Here is a 17,921-nt window from a genome sequence, read left to right on the forward strand (position 1 = left end):
TCGATCTCCCCCCACGGGATGTATGTATCGAGTATGCCTGCTTTGTGGTGACAGTCTAACGAAATCGCGGGATGTAGAGTGATCGGAGATCGGGCTCAGCGCAAGATTCGAGGTGTTCGGCGCACATCCGATGCTACGGTCGGGCGCAAAGGGGATAGCCTATGATCCAAGATGATCCGGCCAACACAAGCAACGCGCGGGGCGCCTTCGCTGCCGCCGCGCGTCATGCCGCCGCCTATCGTCGCGATGTCGCCGCGGCCGATCGCACCCCCACCGCATCCTACGCCGAGATGCTCGCCGCCTTCGCCGGGCCGGTACCGGAGACCGGTAGCGACGGCGCGCAGATCATCGAGGACTTGGTGGCACGTGCTACCCCCGGGATCCGTGCGAGCACGGGGCCGCGTTTCTTCGGCTGGGTGATCGGGAATTCGCATCCGACCGGGGTTGCCGCTGACTGGCTGACCGCGGCGTGGGGGCAGAATGCCGGGAATCTGATCGCCGCACCCGCCGCATCGGCGGTCGAGGCGGTGGCGGCGGAGTGGCTGCTCGATCTGCTCGGCTTGCCGGCGGCCGCGTCGGTGGGGTTCGTGACCGGCGCGACGGTGGCCAATACCGTCTGTCTGGCGGCGGCGCGTAGCGAGGTGCTGCGGCGGGTGGGCTGGGATGTCGAGGCGGACGGGCTGTTCGGGGCGCCGCCGATCACCGTGCTGATCGGCGAGGATGCGCATGCCACGGTCTTTTCCGGCCTCAAATATCTGGGTCTCGGTGCGCGCCGGGTCGTCACCGTCGCCAGCGATGCCAGCGGGCGGATGCGCGCCGATGCCTTCGAGGCGGCGATCCAGGCCACATCCGGGCCGGTCATCGCAATCGCGCAGGCGGGGCAGATCAACACCGGCGCCTGCGATCCCTTTGCCGAGATCGCACCGATCGCGCGCGCGGCCGGGGCGTGGCTGCATGTCGATGGCGCGTTCGGGCTGTGGGCGCAGGCGAGCCGCCGCTACACGGATCGGACGATCGGCATCGAGCTTGCCGATAGCTGGGGCACCGATGGCCATAAATGGCTACAGACGCCTTATGATTGCGGCTATGCGATCGTCCGCGACGCCGAGGCGCATCGCCGCGCGATGACGATCGCCGCAAGCTATTTGCCGCCGCCCGAAGGCGCCGAACGCGATCCGTCGGCTTATGTGCTCGAGCTTTCACGGCGGGCGCGGGGATTTGCGACCTGGGCGATGATCCGGCAATTCGGCCGCGAAGGGATCGCCGCGATGATCGACCGGCATTGCGATATCGCCCGCCATATGGGGGAGACGCTGGCGCAGCATCCGGGAATTAGCCTGGTGGCGCCTGTCGACCTCAACCAGTTCATGCTGCGTTTCGGCGAGGGGGAGGCAGGCGATGCGCAGACCCTTGCCACCGTGCGCCGGATCCAGGAGGAGGCGATCGCCTTCATCGGATCCGCTTCATGGCGGGGGCGCTGGGTGATGCGCGTATCGGTGACGTCGGCGGCAACCACGATGGAGCATGCCGAAACCACGATCGCCGCGATATTGCAGGCGTGGAAAGCGGTCGTCGCCGGAACCTGAAGGCAAGCCGGCGGGGCTTCTGGCCAATCAGGCCGCCGCCAGAACGCCGTCGTAAATCGGATCCTCGAGTGTCCGGCCGGCGCCTTTCGCCACGCAGATCAGGGCATCTTCGGCGACGACGACGGGCAGGCCGGTCGCCTTCGCAAGGACATCGTCGATGCGGCCGAGCAGCGCGCCGCCACCGGTCAGCACGATCCCGCGATCGACGATGTCGGCCGCCAGTTCGGGTGCGGTATTTTCCAAGGCCATCATCACGGCGCTGACGATCTGGCCCACTGGCTCGGCGATCGCCTGCACGACTTCGGCTTGCGTGATCCGCAATTCCACAGGCCGGCCGGTGACGAGGTCGCGGCCCTTCACGCTGATGTCGGGGCCTTCGCCTTCGGGCGCGGTTGCGGCGCCGATCCCGAGCTTGATCCGTTCGGCAGTCGCTTCGCCGATCATCAGATTATGCTTGCGCCGGATAAAGGATGCGATGGCGTCGTCCATCTTGTCGCCGCCGAACCGCACCGACGTGCTATAGGCCAGGCCCCGCAGCGAGAGGATCGCGACTTCGGTGGTGCCACCGCCTATGTCGACGACCATCGCGCCGGTGGGTTCGGTGACCGGCAGGCCGGCGCCGATCGCGGCCGCCATCGGTTCCTCGAGCAGCAGCACCTGCGAAGCGCCGGCATTCGATACGGCGTCGCGGATCGCGCGTCGTTCGACCGATGTCGCGCCGGATGGCACGCAGATCACGATCTTCGATCGGCGCGGAAAACGGGTGGGCCCGCCGAGCGCCTTGTCGATGAAATGCTTGATCATCTGTTCGGCAACATCGATATCGGCGATCACGCCGTCGCGCAACGGCCGGATGGTCTGAATCCCGGCCGGGGTCTTGCCCATCATCAGCTTGGCATCGTTGCCGACCTCCTTGACCCGGCGGATGCCATTATGCGTCTCCATCGCGACGACCGAGGCTTCGTTGAGCACGATGCCCTTGTCGCGGACATAGACGACGGTGTTCACGGTGCCGAGGTCGATCGCCATGTCCTGCGTCGAAAAGGCGAACAGGCGGGATATCAGCATCGTTTCAACATCGTTGCGATCAAACCCTTGCTCCGGTCGATAAGGCACTGAATTTGGCCTGCGATGTGCTTGCCGGTGCCGTCAATCGGGTGAGCGTCGAAGCGCCAGATTTCCGCGATGAGTGCAGTATTTATAATATTAACCCTGATAGAGCTGCCTATATATTTTTAAGGACCGGAATATAATCTTCATCATTCGTTCATAACTATCAGAAATTCTGGAAAATTGGGAAATTAAGAATGGGTTTTGAGAGTATGTAGCGTGTTTACGTTGGCAGATCTGCACTGAACCCGAAACGACAGGCGCTTTTCTGGCTTTGCTTGCGAAATTCAGATCGTCAGGGGTGGATCATCGCCCCTGGTTTCGCCACCGCCCGATCACCTTGTCGACGGCCTCATCCTCGCCGCCCGTTCGCTGCCACAGATCGGAAAAGACCGGGTCGTTCGATGCGGGACGCAATTCCTCGTCAAGGTCGTCGAACGAGAGCCGGATCGGGATCGATACGCCTTCGCCGCAGATGATCGCCTCGCGGTTGCGCAGGGCAGCGATCGAATCGAGGAAGCCGTGCGATCCTTCCGGCATTGCCGCCTTCACATAGGCCTGGTCGCGATCATTGTTGAGGCGCATCGCGATGATCGTGCCGCATTGGGAGAGCACGCCTTCGGCCAGATCGGACGGGCGCTGCGTGATCAGGCCCAGCGAAACGCCATATTTGCGGCCTTCCTTGGCGATCCGTTCGAGGACCTTGCGCACCGCGCCGCCACCGGTGGCGCGATCGGACGGGATGTAGCGGTGCGCTTCCTCGCAGACGAGCACCACCGGATGATCGGCGATGCCGCGTGCCCAGATCGCATAGTCGAACACCATCCGCGCCAGCATCGCCACCACCACCGAGGTGATTTCCGATGGCACGCCCGATACGTCGATTACCGAGATCGGGCGTCCGTCGCCGGGCAGGCGGAAGATCCGCTTGATGAATGCCTTCATGCTGTCACCGACCAGCATGCCCGAGAACATGAAGGCGTAACGCGGATCGGCGCGGATTTCCTCGATCTTGCTCTTGAGCCGCAGATAGGGGGCGCTGGTGCTGGCCTTGTCGAGCTTGCCCATTTCGGCCTGGATGATCGTGGTGAGATCGGACAGGACATAGGGAACCGGGCTGTCAACGGTCATCCGGCTCATGCCTTCCGCCGCGCGGTTGCGCTGGCGTGCGGCGAGCAGGCATTTCGCCAGTATGTCGGCGTCGGTCTGGCGCTCGGCGCCGGTCGTCGTCAGCAGCACTTCGCAATGCTCTTCGAAATTCATCAGCCAATAGGGCATGGCGAGGTTCGATACGTCGAACACCGCGCCGCCTCTTGCGAAGGCCGCGCCATATTCGCCATGCGGATCGATCATCACGATATGGCCGGCGGGCGCCATCTTGCAGATGCGGTGGAGGATTAGGGCGGCGGCGGTCGATTTGCCGGTGCCGGTCGATCCGAGCAACGCGAAATGCTTGCCGAGCAGCGCATCGACCCGCAGCGTTGCTCGCACCGAAGTGGTGGGGTGGACGGTGCCGATTTCGATATGCGGCACATCGGCGGCGCTGAACATCGCCACCATATTGCCGGTCGACAGCGGCTGCACGGGGCAGCCGGGCAAGGGGAAGCGGGTTACGCCGCGTTGAAAGCCGGCCATGCCGCCATCCGGTGTACGCCGTGCCTCGCCGATCATGTCGATCTGGGTGGCGATCGTCGCGCCGCTGACCCGTGCGCTGCGCACCGAGGCGACGATCCAGCGATCGCCGACCTGCATCTTCACATGCGATCCGACTTGCCCGGTCATGGCGGTAACGGGGTCGGGATCGCGGGCGAGCATGGCAACGTCGGCATGATCGAGCAACGCTTCGGCGCTGACCCCGGTGATCGCTTCCACCTGGCCGATCGGGATGGTCTGCACTTCCTTCTGACCGTTGAACACGGATCTGGACGTTATCGAGTTCATGAATGCGCAGTCCCGGATAATGAAGAATGCGATCTAAAGGACGAGCGTTAAGAAAATGGGCTGTCTGCGATTGGCCTCTGTGGGCCGGAACTAAAGCGGCCTCTGTTCGTCGGACTGCCGGAACGGCTCATAGCCGACCTCAGGAGAAACACGATGCGTAACTATATTCTTGCAGCGGGCCTTGTCGCCGCTGCCGTCGCGACGGTTCCGGCCGATGCGGCTGTCGTTTGCCGCCAGGACGGCAATGGCCGGCTGGCCGCGACCGTCGTCGGCGCCGGCATCGGCGCGATTTTTGGCCGCGTCATCGCCGGTCGCGAAGATGGCACGGCCGGCGCGCTGATTGGCGCTGCGGGCGGCGGGCTTGCCGCGAACCAGCTCGCCAAGTCGGACGACAATTGCAGCTATGCCTATGGCTATTATGACGAGCAGAATCGCTGGCATGCCAATGCGATCTCGGCCGATCGTGCGCGTGGCTATTATGATCGCGACGGTCACTGGGTCGCAGGTGTGCCGAACGGCTACTATGACAGCGCCAACCGCTGGGTAGCCCTGCCGGGCGATCCGGCAGGCGCCGGCTATTCCGATCGCGATGGGCGCTGGGTTCCGGTCGCGGTGAGCGGCTATTATGATCGCGAAGGCCATTGGGTCGAAGCGAACGCGCCGGGTTATTATGATCATGGCCGCTGGGTCGCAGGACCCGTGCAGAGCGGCCATTATAATGCCAGCGGCGTCTGGGTGTCGGGTTCGTCGGGCAATCGCAGCGCCGGCGGCGGCTGGGCCGCCGAAACGCAGCCCGGTTATTATGACGATCAGGGTCGCTGGCGCACTGGCCAGGTGACCGGCTATTATGACGCGCGTGGCCGTTGGGTCTCGATCGGCGGCGCCGCCGTTGGCAATGCGAGCTATGGCGGCCGTGATGCAGGCCCGGTTCGCGATGTCCGCACCCGCGAAACCCGGATCGAACAGCGCATCCAGCGCAACCGTGACAATGGCACGCTCAGCCGCCGCGAAGCCCGCAACGCGATGGATCAGCTCGCTTCGATCCGCCGCGAGGATCGGTCGCGCCGCCGGTATAACGGCACATTGTCGGCGCGCGACGAGGCCTATCTGCAGAGCCGGCTCGACGATCTGAGCGCCTCCGTGCGGATGGACCGGGAGGATGGGGACAACCGGCCGTCGTAAGCGATTGCTTTACTTGAATGACGAAGGGGCGGGATCATCGATCCCGCCCCTTTTTATATGCGCGATATAGAGGTGTAGCTTACTCCGCTGCCACCCCGGCATGCCCGAACAGCCCGCCCTCGACGATATCCTCGTTCGCCGCCGGCACCGCTTTCGCAGCCTTGCGCTTGTCGAACGCGTCCCACACGTCGTTCCACTGGCCGCGGGTGGCGGCCTTCGAATATTCGGTCGCGCGGGTTTCGAAGAAATTGGCGTGCTCGACGCCGTTCAGCATCGGCGCGAGCCAGGGCAGAGGGTGCTCGTCGATCATGTAGATCGGTTTCAGGCCCAGCTGACCCAAACGCCAGTCGGCGATGTAGCGGACATATTTCTTGATGTCCTTCGGCGTCATGCCCGTGACCGGACCCATTTCGAACACCAGATCGATGAACGCATCCTCGATCCGCACCGTCTTCTGGCACATGTCGAGAATGTCTTCCTTGACCGCCGGGGTCAGGCAATTCCGTTCCTTCACGAAGGTGTGGAACAGCTTGATGATGCCCTCGCAGTGGAGCGTCTCGTCGCGGATCGACCAGGTGACGATCTGCCCCATGCCCTTCATCTTGTTGAAGCGCGGGAAGTTCATCAGCATCGCGAACGAGGCGAAGAGCTGCAGCCCCTCGGTGAAGCCACCGAACATCGCCAAAGTGCGGGCTATATCCTCGTCGGTGTCGACGCCGAAGGTGCTCAGATAGTCATGCTTGTCCTTCATCTCCTTATATTGGAGGAAGGCCGAATATTCGGTTTCGGGCATGCCGATCGTATCGAGCAGATGGCTGTAGGCGGCGATGTGGACCGTCTCCATGTTGCTGAACGCGGTCAGCATCATCTTGATCTCGGTCGGCTTGAACACGCGGCCATATTTGTCGTGGTAGCAATCCTGCACCTCGACGTCGGCCTGGGTGAAGAAGCGGAAGATCTGGGTCAGCAGGTTGCGCTCATGATCGGAGAGCTTTTGCGCCCAATCGCGGCAATCCTCGCCCAGGGGCACTTCCTCGGGCAGCCAGTGGAGCTGCTGCTGGCGCTTCCAATATTCGAACGCCCACGGATATTCGAACGGCTTGTACGAGCGCGATGCGGAGAGGAGCGACATGGCCTAGCCTTTCAGCTGTAGATATAGATGATGAAAGCGAGCGCGAACATCACGACCGCGCTCAGAAATTGTTTGCCTGCGAAGCCGTAAAGCTCGGTCGGCGTTTCGATCGGGCCAGCGCTGATCTTCGCGCCGGGTGCCCGTTTCGCGATTTTGCGCGCGCGCAGCATCGCGACGATCGCCAGCCACAGGCAGAGCAGGCCGACGAGGGCGGAAGCGATGGCAATGAGAAGCGTCAGATCGGGCACTGGAGCGTCCTAATTCCCTCGCCCCGGGGGGGCGAGGGCTTCACCGTTTCACTGACAGGCCAGACATTCGTCATAATCCTTGGCCTCCAGCTCGATCTGCTTGAGATCGGGCGTGTTGTCGGCTTCGACGCCGCCCGCGAAGCCCGCGCGCTGGATCGACTTGGACCGCAGATAATATAGCGATTTGATGCCGAGTTCCCAGGCGCGGAAATGGAGCATCAGCAGATCCCATTTCTCGACATCGGCCGGAATGAACAGGTTCAGCGACTGCGCCTGATCGATGTAGGGCGTGCGATCGGCGGCAAGCTCGATCAGCCAGCGCTGGTCGATCTCGAAGCTGGTCTTGTACGTGTCCTTTTCCTCGGTGGTGAGGAAATCGAGATGCTGGACCGACCCGCCTTTTTCGAGGATCGAGTTCCACACGCCGTCCGAATCCTTCGACTTGGTGGCGAGCAATTTTTCCAGATAGGGATTCTTGATCGAGAAGCTGCCGGACAGCGTCTTGTGCGTATAGACGTTGGCTGGGATCGGCTCGATGCACGCGCTGGTGCCGCCGCAGATGATGCTGATCGACGCGGTCGGCGCGATCGCCATCTTGCACGAAAAGCGCTCCATCACGCCCTGATCGGCGGCATCGGGGCAGGGGCCGCGCTCACCGGCCAGCATCATCGAGGCTTCGTTGGCGGCGCTGCTGATATGCTTGAACATCTTGATGTTCCACGATTTCGCCATCGCGCCTTCGAACGGCAGTCCGCGCGCCTGCAGGAAGCTGTGGAAGCCCATCACGCCGAGCCCGACCGAACGCTCGCGGCTCGCGCTATATTTGGCGCGCGCCATTTCCGGCGGCGCGCGATCGATATAGTCCTGCAGCACATTGTCGAGGAAGCGCATCACATCCTCGATGAAGCGCTTGTCGCCGTTCCACTCGTCCCAGGTTTCGAGGTTGAGCGACGACAGGCAGCAGACCGCCGTGCGATCGTTGCCGAGATGGTCGCGCCCGGTGGGCAAAGTGATTTCGGAGCACAGGTTGGAGGTCGAGACCTTCAGCCCCTGCTCGCGATGATGCTTCGGCATCGCGCGGTTCACGGTGTCTGCGAACACGATATAGGGCTCGCCGGTGTTGAGCCGGGTTTCGACGAGCTTCTGGAACAACGCCCGCGCATCAACGGTCGCGCGCTTCGAGCCGTCCTTCGGGCTCAGTAGATGCCATTCCTTGCCGTCGCGTACCGCCGCCATGAACGCGTCGGTCAGCAGCACGCCATGATGCAGGTTCAGTGCCTTGCGGTTGAAATCGCCCGAGGCTTTGCGGATTTCGAGGAACTCCTCGATCTCGGGATGGCTAACATCGAGATAGACCGCCGCCGAACCGCGCCGCAGCGAGCCCTGGCTGATCGCGAGCGTCAGCGAATCCATCACGCGGACGAACGGGATGATGCCGCTGGTCTTGCCGTTCAGGCCCACCGGCTCGCCTATGCCGCGCACCGATCCCCAATAGGTGCCGATACCGCCGCCGCGCGCCGCCAGCCAGACATTCTCGTTCCAGGTGTTGACGATGCCCTCGAGGCTGTCGTCGACCGAATTGAGATAGCAGCTGATCGGCAGGCCGCGCCCCGTGCCGCCGTTCGACAGCACCGGCGTGGCCGGCATGAACCACAATTTCGAGATATAGTCGTAGAGCCGCTGGGCATGCGGCTGATCGTCGGCATAAGCCGATGCCACGCGCACGAACAGATCCTGATAGCTTTCGCCGGGCAGCAGATAACGATCCCTCAGCGTATCCTTGCCGAAGTCGGTCAGCAGCGCATCGCGGCTGTGATCGACCTCAACCGGATAAGGCTGCGGCATGATCGTCGACGAATCCGTCATGCCCTTCGCCGAAGGCTTTGTGTCGGAGGAATCGATAATCGTTGCCACGTCGTTTGCGCTCACTTCACTGCTGCCGGATAGGTCCATTGCCTGCACCCCATATCTGGAAGGGATCATTGTCCCGTTCCCGTTCCGTTCGACTCAGGGTGCGCTTCTGGAAGATAGTGGATCCATGGCCGCATTCCAGCACCCATTTCCCTTTATCCCCAGATTTCGGCGCAGCCAGGCAGCATTCGCGCATAACCCCTGTTAAGCGCGCCATAATACCACAAATTGCGTCGACCCTGATGCCTTGTACAACCTATAGTGCCTGATCTGAATCCGGGCGCAAGGGTGTAAATGACAAATTAAGGACTCTGTTCGTCGCATCGGGGACTCGGTTCGTCGACGCTTCAAGTCGTTGCGGCGACGCCCGAACGTTGTGCGGTGCGGCGTCGAACGGGCGCCTGCGGTCGATCTCAAAATTGTTTCGATTGCGTCGCGATCAGGCCAGAGGATCGGGGCCAAAACGATTGGATCCGCGGGTTCCCGCCCATATCAGGAGGATGAACAGCCATAACGATCCGATCAGCGGTACGATGCCGATCAACAGCCACCAGCCCGATCGATTCGAGTCATGCAGACGCCGCACCGCAACGGCCAGGCCGGGAATGAAGCTGCCGAGGCACAGGATCAGCGTGAACGGCCCGCCACGATCTACGAACGCCACCGAATAGCCGAGCGGCCAATGTTCGACATAATGGCCGCTGCCGCCGAGGCCGAATACGCCGTCGAGGAAGATCGCGGCGAGGAACGCGATCATCAGGAACAGAGCGAACAGCCAATATTCCTTCGGCCGCGACCGGCCCGAAAATTGCGCGTAGCGGCGATAGGGGAGCACCATCCAGTTCATTGCGGTTTCACCACCAATATATGAAATGTCCCTGGAATCGCGGTTGGCCGGGCCCCGGCCGCCGCCGGTGGATTGAACGCTGCCGTCGGCAGATAGACCGTGCCGTCGCGCGGATCGATTGCGCCGGTGCGTGCACCCTTCTCGGTGATGACTGTGGCGATTACCGTCGCGCCACCCGGCGAATCGAGAGCGATCAGCGTCAACGTGCCGTCGCGCCCGCACGGGATGAACGCCAGCCGGCGCGTTGCATCGATCGTCACGGCATCGGGGCCGTGGCCGATATCGAGCAGTCCGATTTCGCGACCGGCAACCGGATCGACGATTGCGGCCTTGCCGTTGGCGCAGGCGCTGATCAGCCGGTTGGTCGTCTTGTCAAAGCCAAGACCGCTGGGGCCTTCGCACCCCGGCAACGCGATGGTCCCGCCAGCCTTGCCGCTGGGCAAGTCGATCGTTTCAATCTCGTTGCGGTCCTCATTGTTGACATACACGATCTGCCCGGCCCCGATCGCTGCGAATTCCAGTCCGGGTTTCAGGGCGATCGTGGCCTTCACACGGGCGCCTTTGGGGTCGATCAGCGATACCGTCCCGGCTTTGGCGTTCATGACGAGGGCAACGCCATCGGCCGGATCGTAAAAGGCCGCATCCGGATCGGCGCCGACCGCGATCCGCGCTGTTTCCCGCCCGCTCGACAAATCGATGATCCGCACGCTGTCATCATGCCCGCTCGTTACCAGCAGGATATTCGATCCCGCGATCGGCACGACGGCATGGCCGCGTTCGATCGCGCCGACCTGACCGATCGAGTCGGGCCGGGTCAGGTCGATAACGGTGATGTTGGCGCTCCGTGCGACGAACAATCGACCGGCCTGCGGATCGACGCTTGCATAGTCCCAGCCGCCATCGGGGCCAGCGATGCGGCCGGCGACCGCATAATGCGGTGCCGCGGCCGCGACGTTACCTGTCGCCAGCGCCAGCGCCGCGCTCAATATCGTGAATTTGATCATCAGGATGCGCTCCGCTTCGAACCACGGTCGATACCGTCATGCTCCACTCTGGCCGCACTTTGAACCGAAGATATGACGGGAGCAGAAGTTCGATCGGGACGATTCGACGAATTGCGCGTTCCCGCGATCGCCTTCATCGACAGGACGCCGATCATGACTGACGACACGCGCGATCTCGTGACCAAGGTGCCAGCCGTCACGCTGATCTTCTGGATCATCAAGATCGCCGCGACGACCTTGGGGGAAACCGGCGGCGACACCGTGACGATGACGATGAACCTCGGCTATCTTGTCGGTACCGCGATCTTTCTCGGCGCGCTCGTCATTCTGGTGTGGCTGCAGATTGCGGCGAAGCGGTTTCACCCATTTCTATATTGGGCCACCATCATCGCCTCGACGACGGCGGGCACGACAATGGCCGATTTCGCCGATCGTTCGCTGGGGATCGGCTATACGGGCGGATCGCTGCTGCTGCTGGCCTGTTTGATGACTTCGCTTACGGCATGGCGCTGGACGCTGGGTTCGGTGTCGGTCGATACCGTGCGAACGCCCAAGGCGGAAATCTTCTATTGGATCACGATCACCTTTTCGCAAACCCTGGGCACCGCGCTGGGCGATTGGGCTGCGGACACCGGTGGTCTCGGCTATGAAGGCGGTGCGTTGGTGTTCTCGGCGGGGCTGCTCATTCTGATCGCGCTGCACTTCTGGACGAAGGTATCCCGCGTCTTTCTGTTCTGGGCGGCGTTCATCCTCACCCGCCCGCTGGGGGCAACCGTAGGCGATTATCTCGATAAACCGGTCGAACATGGCGGGCTCGCGGTCAGCCGTCCGCTGGCATCGGCGGTTCTTGCGGCATCCATTCTGGTCTGCATTCTGATCCTCCCGCAACGGGCGGGCCGTCATCCGGGTGCGGCTCGGCCGGCATGAGTCACGCCTGGCCGATGTCACCGCTTTCGAACATGACCCGATTGCGGCCTTCGCGCTTGGCCCGGTAGAGCGCTGCATCGGCCCGGTCGAGCAGCATATCGAGCATGTCGATGGAGCCTGCCAGCAGCGATCCGCCGATGCTGGCACGGACATCGATCGCCGCGGCTCCCGCGGAAATGGCGCCATTGGCGATCGCCGCGCGGAGACGCTCCGCTATCATGGTGGCCTCTCCGGCATCGGTTGCCGGCAGCAGGACAACGAATTCTTCGCCCCCAAGACGTGCGATCAGATCGTCTTCACGCAGCGCCGCGCTACACCGCGACGCCACGACCTTCAGGACCTCGTCGCCCGCCGGGTGGCCGTAGCTATCGTTGATCGATTTGAAATGGTCGATGTCGATCATCAGCAGCGCCAAAGGCTTGCCCGTTGCACGCGCCGTTTCGATGGCGATGCGGGCGCTTTCCTCGAAATGGCGACGGTTGGCGATGCCGGTCAGCGCGTCCGAAAGCGCCAGGCTGCGCAGATCGGCCGCAACTTTCTGTTGGGCGGTGACGTCGCTGAATAGCCAGATTCGTCCTTTTTGGCCGTCACCGTGGACGGGGTGGGTATCGACCGCGAATTGCCGGTCGCCGAGATCCCACAGCGTCTTGGATTCATAATCGACTTTGCCGATCACCGCCTGAAATGTCGTGTCGAGTTCCTCATGATTGCGGCAACGTCTGCGCAGTTCGCGCATCGGCATTGCCAGGGCGCTGCTTTCATGGCGTCCGGCGGCGACGTCCAGCAAGGCTGCGGCCCGTTCGTTGATGAGGCCGGTGCGGCCATCGCCGTCCAGCACGACGATGGCCGCTGGCACCGTTTCGAAAAGGTCGGAAAAGCGATCCTGTATCAGTCGCTGCTGGCGGGCACTCCGTCGGCCTTCCAGCATCTGGCCGAACGTGTCTGTGAGCAGCGGTATGCTGCTGATAATGCCGCGTCGGAATGGGCAGTCGCATTCGGGCGGGCTATTGGCCCCCCAGAGCAATATGATGCCGCTGCGTGGTGCACCAGCAACGGGCGTTGGGATGAACAGCAGGCGCCGGGCCGGTCGTCCGAGTGCGGAAAGGATGGCGCTCGGCAACCGTATATCGTCGATATCGCGCGGCATACCGTCGGTCCAGTCGAGCGCGTCGAGATAAGCCGACGGAAGCTGGAATGTCTGCGAGATTGTGATCGGTGCTGACGACAGCGGAATCGCGGAGCCCTTTATGTCCGCCTCGAACGCCACCATAAGATCGGCGCCCGACGCCGCCAGCGCGAAGCGGCACAGCGCTTGCAGTCCGTTATAGCCACGATGCATGGCCCCTTCTGGCTGATTCAGAAGCATCAGCTGTTGTTTCCCGGCAGCAGCCTCCCCTCGAGGACGCCCAATATTTCCGCCGGCGCGGTCATGTGCGGCAAATGGCCTGCCGCATCGATCAGATCTAGCGTCGATCCGTCAATCGCGCCGTTGAGCCATTTTGCCACGTCGGTGGGCACGGCCATATCGTGCGAGGTCTGAATGATATGGGTTGGCCGTTCAATCTGGCGGGCAACGCCGCGCATGTCCGACTGGAAGATCGTCCGCGACATATTGAGCGCAATGTCTGGCCGCATCTGAAAGAGAGTTCGCGAAAATTCGTCGATCGCGGCATTGTCCGGGACGCCGACGACGACCGGTGCGAAGCCTGCCGCCCACGCCTGGAAGTTGGCGGCCATGCTCTCAAATAGACCGTCGAGGTCGGGCTGATCGAAGCCGCCCGTATAATGATCGTCATTGAGGTAGCGCGGTGAAGCTCCGATCATGACAAGCTTGTGGAACGGCTCCGGCCTGATGCTGGCTGCGGCGGCACCGATCATGCCGCTTACCGAATGGCCGATATAGATGCACGTCTCGATGGCGAGCTCGTTCATGATGTCGAGCAGATCGTCGGCATAGCCGAACAATGTTCCGTGGCGTTCGAAATCGTAGGAAACGGCACCATCAGGACCGGCGCCAGCAAGATCGTAAGAAATCACGCGGAAATGTACGTTCAACCAGGGGCGGAGCGCCGCCCAGGCATTCTGATCGGTACCGAACCCATGAGACAGTATGACGATGCGTTCACCTTGCCCGCTGATCCTACCGTGAAGCTGTTCGAATCGCATCGAAGGTACTCTCCCGGTGCGTGACTGAGATTGTCGGTGTTTCAAACAGTGGCTGTCTCAGTCGTGAACCATATTCCGAGCCGCTCGCGGCACGCTGCATTTCAGCCCCGCTTGCCCACCAATATGATACGCCAGGCCGGTTGCCTGGCCTGGCGTATGCAAAATCACCCTCTCCGATCTGGTAGTTACCGGGCGACGGCCTTGTTTCGACAGGCAGCCGTCCCTGTTCGTTCGTCTTATTCCACCGGTGCGGCCTTGGCCTTGCGGCCACGCTTGGCAGGTACCGGAGCGGGCGAGGCTTTCGGCTTTCGGCCCAGTCCGATCTTGAGCGCAAGCGCCTTGCGGGTTGCGGCATAATTGGGCGCGACCATGGGATAATCGGCCGGCAGGTTCCACTTTGTCCGATACTGATCGGGCGTGAGTTGATAATGAGTCATCAAATGGCGCTTGAGCATCTTCAGCTTTTTGCCGTCTTCAAGGCAGACGATGTAATCCGGCTTGATCGACGCTCTTACCGAGACGGCGGGCTCCTGCCGGGTCGGCTCCGGCTCTGCAACCGTACCCAGTCCTGCAAGAGCTTTATGAACACTCCCGATCAGCGCCGGCAGGTCAGTAATCGAGACATTGTTGCTTCCCACGTGCGCGGCAACAATGTCAGCAGTGAGAGCGATCAGGGTTTCGTCGGACATATATACTCCATTTCGGATGTATCTTTGTATCCTTTGCGCCGCAGAAGTCTATGGGAACATTCAACCCGTAGCGTTCGATTTAGTGCCATTGGCAATTTCCCGTCGGGTCGCGGCGAATTATCGGCGGGCGGCGCTCTGAGGTGAACTTCCGTTCCACAGGGACAAGCGTTGACTTGGTGCCCCCCCTTTGGATCGGTAGCTTTTCGTGGATGTGTAAATGGTTCTACCATGTTCCGAGAAGAACGCATTGATGATCTTGTTGCGCCCGATATGCGGCATTACTGCATCGGCAGGTTTCGACCGCGGCGCTGTGCCTATTGGCCATCCCTGGCGTTGGCGTAAACCTGGATCAGATCGAACAGATAATCGCGTTCGGCATAAAGTCCCTCGACCGACTTACGCTCGTTGAGGCCATGGACGCCGTTGCCGTCGGGATCGGAAAAGCGCCCTGGCACGCCGTAGGTCGGAATGCCGGCGGCGTTCAGATAGCGGCCATCGGTGGCGCCCGTCGTCATCGCCGGCAGCATCGGTACGCCGGGGAAATGCTTCTGTGCGATGGTCTTCGCATTGCCATAAACCAGCTGTGACAAAGGCGGGGGCGGGGGTGTCGGGCTAATCTCGCCGGTCGGCGTCACGCTGATCGACGGATCGGCGATCGCGGCCACGATCTGGCGGCGGACATTCTCGATCGAGTCGCCGGGGAACATCCGGCAATTGATATTGGCGCCGGCGCGCTGGGCGAGCGCATTATTGGCATGACCGCCATCGAGCCGGGTCGCGACGCAGGTGGTACGCAGCATCGAATGATAGGTCGGATCTTCGGAAACGATCGCATTGGCCGCCGCATCCTTGGGATCGGCGATCAGCCGCAGCATCGCCGCACCGGCGTTGCCCCCGGTCAGCTTCGCGGTTTCGGTGAAGTAAGCCCGCGTGGTATCGCTGAACTGCACCGGAAACTCATATTGGCCGACCCGCACCAGAGCGGCGGCCAGGCTGTAGATCGCATTGTCGGGGCGCGGCTTGCTGCTGTGCCCGCCGGGATTGGTCGCCTCGATCCGGAAATCCTGATAGACCTTTTCGCCGGCCTGCATTCCCAGGGAAACCTGCTTGCCGTTGGCATCGCGAATGCCGACGCTGCCCTCGTTCAGTGCGAAGGCGGCGTCGATCCAGTCCTTATGCTCGCTGGCGAGCCAGTGCGCGCCGTTGAACGCGCCGTCGCTCTCTTCCCCGCAGGTCAATGCCAGTTTCAGCGGACGCCGCAGCTTCGTGCCGGCCGCTTTGAGCCGGATCATCGTGTCGGTGAAGATTGCGGCATGCGCCTTGTCGTCGGATGCGCCACGGCCATAAAAATAGCCATTTTCCTCGACGAGAACGAACGGATCGCGTGTCCAGTCCTCGCGTTTCGCCTCGACGACATCGAGATGCGCCAGCAGCAGAATCGCCTTCGCCTTCGGGGCTGTACCGGGCAGCACCGCAACCAGCCCGCCCTCCTTGGGGTGATCCGGAACGCCGAACAGCCGGATGTCGCTGTCCATATAGCCAGCCGCCTTCAGCCGCGCAGCCATCCGCTCGGCGGCCAACGTGCAACTGCCGACCGACAGGCTGGTGTTGGTTTCGACCAACTCCTTGTAGAGGCCGCGAAACGCCGCCTGATCGGGGCGAAGGCCGGCCGCAGAAACCGGCAGGCTGGCGGACAGGGCCGCGGCCAGCGCGATCGTCGTCGAAAACAGGCGCATGAGGAAGTCCCTTGTTGGTCGGGGCAAATCTATGCGCCGCTCGTGGCGGCAGGCAACCCCCGTCAGGGAGGGCGCCGGTGAGGATGCTACCCTGCCGGATCGTTCCGCTCGACGGTCGCAGTCCCGATGCGCTCGTTTTCTATGATATTTTATCGCATTCGATGACCATCTCACGGATTTCGTAGCCTTGGGTGTTGCGGTTCCACAGCATCTGCGGTTGTTTCGCCAGCCGGATGCCGGGAACCCGCATCAGGCTGTCGAGGAACATGCGTCCTTCGTGCAATGCCACCTGCGAGCCCGGGCAGCGGTGCGGCCCGTCGCCGAAGGTCATGTAATTGCCGACGATCTTCATCCTGGCCGATCGCTCCGGATCGAGCGCGAACGGGCATTCGCCGACCGTTTCGGGATCGATATTGGCGCTGCGGAGGTCGATCGCCATAAGGTCGCCCGCCTTGATCGGGCCGCCCTTTGCATCGGGCATATCGGTCTGGGCGCGGCGGTAAAGCATGCCCGAAACCGGCTCGAGCCGAAGGATCTCCTGAAGAATGGCGAACTGCCCTTCCTCATCGGCGTCCAGGAAGCGCTGTTTCAGCTCGGGCCGGTCCAGCATATGCCAGGCCGCCATGCCGATGAACTCGCGCGTCGTTGATACCCCGGCGGAGCCGTAGGTCATGCATTCCATGATCATCGCGGCCTTCGAATAGCCCTCCTTGATCATGTAGCTGACAACGTCGTCCTTGGGCGCGCTTCGGCGAACCACGATCGCCGGTGCGATATGATTATCGTAAAGTTGGGCGGTCAGGCGGATCTTCGGGGCGTGGAAATGCCAGCCGAACAGACGATCCTGAAAGAAGCGCTGGAAGGCGCTCCGGTTCGGGCGCGGCGAGGAGCGGCGAATGGCGTGGAACAGCTTGGCCAGGGCCAGCGGGTTGCCCCGATCATCGATCCCCAGAATCTCCACAGTCACGTTCGACGCAAGCTCGAGCGCCATTTCATCGAGCACGCCCGAGCCCGTTGCCTGAAATTCGGCAGTCAGCTTCGCCATCGTACGGTCGATGATCGGATGATAACGGGTGACAATCGCTTTCGGCGTAAAATAGGCGGCCACCGAGGCGCGGCGCTTGCGATGGGCGTCGCCGTCGAGGAAGAAGAACGAGATGTGCGCGGGGTTATCGAAAGTGATCTCGGAAGAATTGCTGCCTGCCTGGCGCACATTCGTCGAGCGAAGCACCTCGCGCGCACCTGCGAAACCGGGAACGATCTTAGCGCCCTCGAATGTCGAGACATGTTCCCTGGCGAGTTCGGCGCTCTTGCGGTCGTCGCGCCCCGCAACCGGGCACGTTGGGGTGGCTGTCGTCTGATTCATCGCTCTCTCGCTTCTTCGTATCGGTGCGAGACCGGAGCGAACACACAGGTGCGTCCGCTCCGATCGCAGGGTCATT

At 62.3% G+C, this 17,921-nt stretch carries 16 protein-coding genes; 4 read left to right on the plus strand and 12 right to left on the minus strand.

Features of this window, described 5'->3' with window-relative positions:
- Positions 1-161 precede the first annotated feature (161 nt).
- Positions 162-1,586: a pyridoxal phosphate-dependent decarboxylase family protein gene (locus BLS13_RS00290; RefSeq protein WP_093448757.1), complete on the plus strand. Its 1,425-nt coding sequence runs from the start codon at positions 162-164 to the stop codon at positions 1,584-1,586.
- A 27-nt stretch (positions 1,587-1,613) separates the two neighbouring features.
- On the opposite strand, the gene BLS13_RS00295 is transcribed toward BLS13_RS00290, so the two are convergent.
- Together BLS13_RS00295 and BLS13_RS00300 are read right to left on the minus strand one after the other, a co-directional pair.
- Positions 1,614-2,654: a rod shape-determining protein gene (locus BLS13_RS00295; RefSeq protein ID WP_093449470.1), complete on the minus strand. Its 1,041-nt coding sequence runs from the start codon at positions 2,652-2,654 to the stop codon at positions 1,614-1,616.
- Between the two features lie 348 nt (positions 2,655-3,002).
- Positions 3,003-4,637 carry an ATP-binding protein gene (locus BLS13_RS00300; protein WP_093448760.1) on the minus strand — a complete coding sequence of 545 codons (1,635 nt, stop codon included), beginning with the start codon at positions 4,635-4,637 and terminating at the stop codon, positions 3,003-3,005.
- Positions 4,638-4,790: 153 nt separating this feature from the next.
- On the opposite strand from BLS13_RS00300, the gene BLS13_RS00305 reads away from it, so the two are divergent.
- Positions 4,791-5,819 (plus strand): hypothetical protein, encoded by a 1,029-nt coding sequence (locus tag BLS13_RS00305; protein ID WP_256325630.1) that lies wholly within the window; start codon positions 4,791-4,793, stop codon positions 5,817-5,819.
- 79 nt (positions 5,820-5,898) lie between these two features.
- On the opposite strand, the gene BLS13_RS00310 is transcribed toward BLS13_RS00305, so the two are convergent.
- From BLS13_RS00310 to BLS13_RS00320, 3 genes are read right to left on the minus strand one after another with little or no spacing between them, the layout of a single operon-like run.
- Positions 5,899-6,951: a ribonucleotide-diphosphate reductase subunit beta gene (locus tag BLS13_RS00310; protein ID WP_037527479.1), complete on the minus strand. Its 1,053-nt coding sequence runs from the start codon at positions 6,949-6,951 to the stop codon at positions 5,899-5,901.
- A gap of 11 nt (positions 6,952-6,962) precedes the next feature.
- Positions 6,963-7,199: a hypothetical protein gene (locus tag BLS13_RS00315; protein WP_093448762.1), complete on the minus strand. Its 237-nt coding sequence runs from the start codon at positions 7,197-7,199 to the stop codon at positions 6,963-6,965.
- A gap of 48 nt (positions 7,200-7,247) precedes the next feature.
- The gene (locus tag BLS13_RS00320; RefSeq protein WP_093448765.1) at positions 7,248-9,152 is read right to left on the minus strand and encodes a ribonucleoside-diphosphate reductase subunit alpha; all 1,905 of its coding nucleotides are present in this window, start codon (positions 9,150-9,152) and stop codon (positions 7,248-7,250) included.
- Here BLS13_RS00320 and BLS13_RS20550 point away from each other — a divergent pair.
- Positions 9,043-9,318: a hypothetical protein gene (locus BLS13_RS20550; protein ID WP_176943361.1), complete on the plus strand. Its 276-nt coding sequence runs from the start codon at positions 9,043-9,045 to the stop codon at positions 9,316-9,318. The two genes, BLS13_RS00320 and BLS13_RS20550, sit on opposite strands and share 110 nt — an antisense overlap.
- A 231-nt stretch (positions 9,319-9,549) precedes the next feature.
- Here the strand turns inward: BLS13_RS20550 and BLS13_RS00325 are convergent, their stop codons facing one another.
- Positions 9,550-9,957, minus strand: coding sequence for a DUF805 domain-containing protein (locus tag BLS13_RS00325; protein ID WP_093448766.1), 408 nt, complete (start codon positions 9,955-9,957; stop codon positions 9,550-9,552).
- A complete protein-coding gene (locus BLS13_RS00330; RefSeq protein ID WP_093448769.1) occupies positions 9,954-10,961 on the minus strand; it encodes a YncE family protein in 1,008 nt (335 codons plus the stop codon). The genes BLS13_RS00325 and BLS13_RS00330 overlap by 4 nt, the downstream gene beginning before the upstream one ends.
- A 153-nt stretch (positions 10,962-11,114) precedes the next feature.
- Here BLS13_RS00330 and BLS13_RS00335 point away from each other — a divergent pair, with 153 nt between their 5' ends.
- A complete protein-coding gene (locus tag BLS13_RS00335) occupies positions 11,115-11,888 on the plus strand; it encodes a COG4705 family protein (RefSeq protein ID WP_093449473.1) in 774 nt (257 codons plus the stop codon).
- A 1-nt stretch (position 11,889) separates the two neighbouring features.
- Here the strand turns inward: BLS13_RS00335 and BLS13_RS00340 are convergent, their stop codons facing one another.
- The 5 genes from BLS13_RS00340 to BLS13_RS00360 form a co-directional block, all read right to left on the minus strand.
- Positions 11,890-13,227 carry a sensor domain-containing diguanylate cyclase gene (locus tag BLS13_RS00340; protein ID WP_093449475.1) on the minus strand — a complete coding sequence of 446 codons (1,338 nt, stop codon included), beginning with the start codon at positions 13,225-13,227 and terminating at the stop codon, positions 11,890-11,892.
- A gap of 26 nt (positions 13,228-13,253) precedes the next feature.
- Complete coding sequence (locus BLS13_RS00345) at positions 13,254-14,054, minus strand: alpha/beta fold hydrolase (protein ID WP_093448771.1); 801 nt, start codon at positions 14,052-14,054, stop codon at positions 13,254-13,256.
- A gap of 236 nt (positions 14,055-14,290) precedes the next feature.
- Entirely contained in the window at positions 14,291-14,743 is a 453-nt protein-coding gene (locus BLS13_RS00350; RefSeq protein WP_093448774.1) for a Ros/MucR family transcriptional regulator, read from the minus strand.
- A gap of 314 nt (positions 14,744-15,057) precedes the next feature.
- The gene (locus BLS13_RS00355) at positions 15,058-16,479 is read right to left on the minus strand and encodes a M20/M25/M40 family metallo-hydrolase (protein ID WP_093448777.1); all 1,422 of its coding nucleotides are present in this window, start codon (positions 16,477-16,479) and stop codon (positions 15,058-15,060) included.
- Between the two features lie 139 nt (positions 16,480-16,618).
- Positions 16,619-17,845 (minus strand): cytochrome P450, encoded by a 1,227-nt coding sequence (locus BLS13_RS00360; RefSeq protein ID WP_093448781.1) that lies wholly within the window; start codon positions 17,843-17,845, stop codon positions 16,619-16,621.
- Between the last annotated feature and the right edge of the window lie 76 nt (positions 17,846-17,921).

It is taken from the genome of Sphingomonas sp. YR710 (assembly GCF_900101455.1).
In the GTDB taxonomy this organism is placed as follows: Bacteria; Pseudomonadota; Alphaproteobacteria; order Sphingomonadales; family Sphingomonadaceae; genus Rhizorhabdus.

Excerpts from the sequence above, each read along its gene's own strand:
- BLS13_RS00290 (WP_093448757.1), top strand. The coding sequence starts at position 162 with ATGATCCAAGATGATCCGGCCAACACAAGCAACGCGCGGGGCGCCTTC.
- BLS13_RS00295 (WP_093449470.1), bottom strand. The coding sequence starts at position 2,654 with ATGCTGATATCCCGCCTGTTCGCCTTTTCGACGCAGGACATGGCGATC.
- BLS13_RS00300 (WP_093448760.1), bottom strand. The coding sequence starts at position 4,637 with ATGAACTCGATAACGTCCAGATCCGTGTTCAACGGTCAGAAGGAAGTG.
- BLS13_RS00305 (WP_256325630.1), top strand. The coding sequence starts at position 4,791 with ATGCGTAACTATATTCTTGCAGCGGGCCTTGTCGCCGCTGCCGTCGCG.
- BLS13_RS00310 (WP_037527479.1), bottom strand. The coding sequence starts at position 6,951 with ATGTCGCTCCTCTCCGCATCGCGCTCGTACAAGCCGTTCGAATATCCG.
- BLS13_RS20550 (WP_176943361.1), top strand. The coding sequence starts at position 9,043 with ATGATCGTCGACGAATCCGTCATGCCCTTCGCCGAAGGCTTTGTGTCG.
- BLS13_RS00320 (WP_093448765.1), bottom strand. The coding sequence starts at position 9,152 with ATGGACCTATCCGGCAGCAGTGAAGTGAGCGCAAACGACGTGGCAACG.
- BLS13_RS00325 (WP_093448766.1), bottom strand. The coding sequence starts at position 9,957 with ATGAACTGGATGGTGCTCCCCTATCGCCGCTACGCGCAATTTTCGGGC.
- BLS13_RS00330 (WP_093448769.1), bottom strand. The coding sequence starts at position 10,961 with ATGATCAAATTCACGATATTGAGCGCGGCGCTGGCGCTGGCGACAGGT.
- BLS13_RS00335 (WP_093449473.1), top strand. The coding sequence starts at position 11,115 with ATGACTGACGACACGCGCGATCTCGTGACCAAGGTGCCAGCCGTCACG.
- BLS13_RS00340 (WP_093449475.1), bottom strand. The coding sequence starts at position 13,227 with ATGCATCGTGGCTATAACGGACTGCAAGCGCTGTGCCGCTTCGCGCTG.
- BLS13_RS00345 (WP_093448771.1), bottom strand. The coding sequence starts at position 14,054 with ATGCGATTCGAACAGCTTCACGGTAGGATCAGCGGGCAAGGTGAACGC.
- BLS13_RS00350 (WP_093448774.1), bottom strand. The coding sequence starts at position 14,743 with ATGTCCGACGAAACCCTGATCGCTCTCACTGCTGACATTGTTGCCGCG.
- BLS13_RS00355 (WP_093448777.1), bottom strand. The coding sequence starts at position 16,479 with ATGCGCCTGTTTTCGACGACGATCGCGCTGGCCGCGGCCCTGTCCGCC.
- BLS13_RS00360 (WP_093448781.1), bottom strand. The coding sequence starts at position 17,845 with ATGAATCAGACGACAGCCACCCCAACGTGCCCGGTTGCGGGGCGCGAC.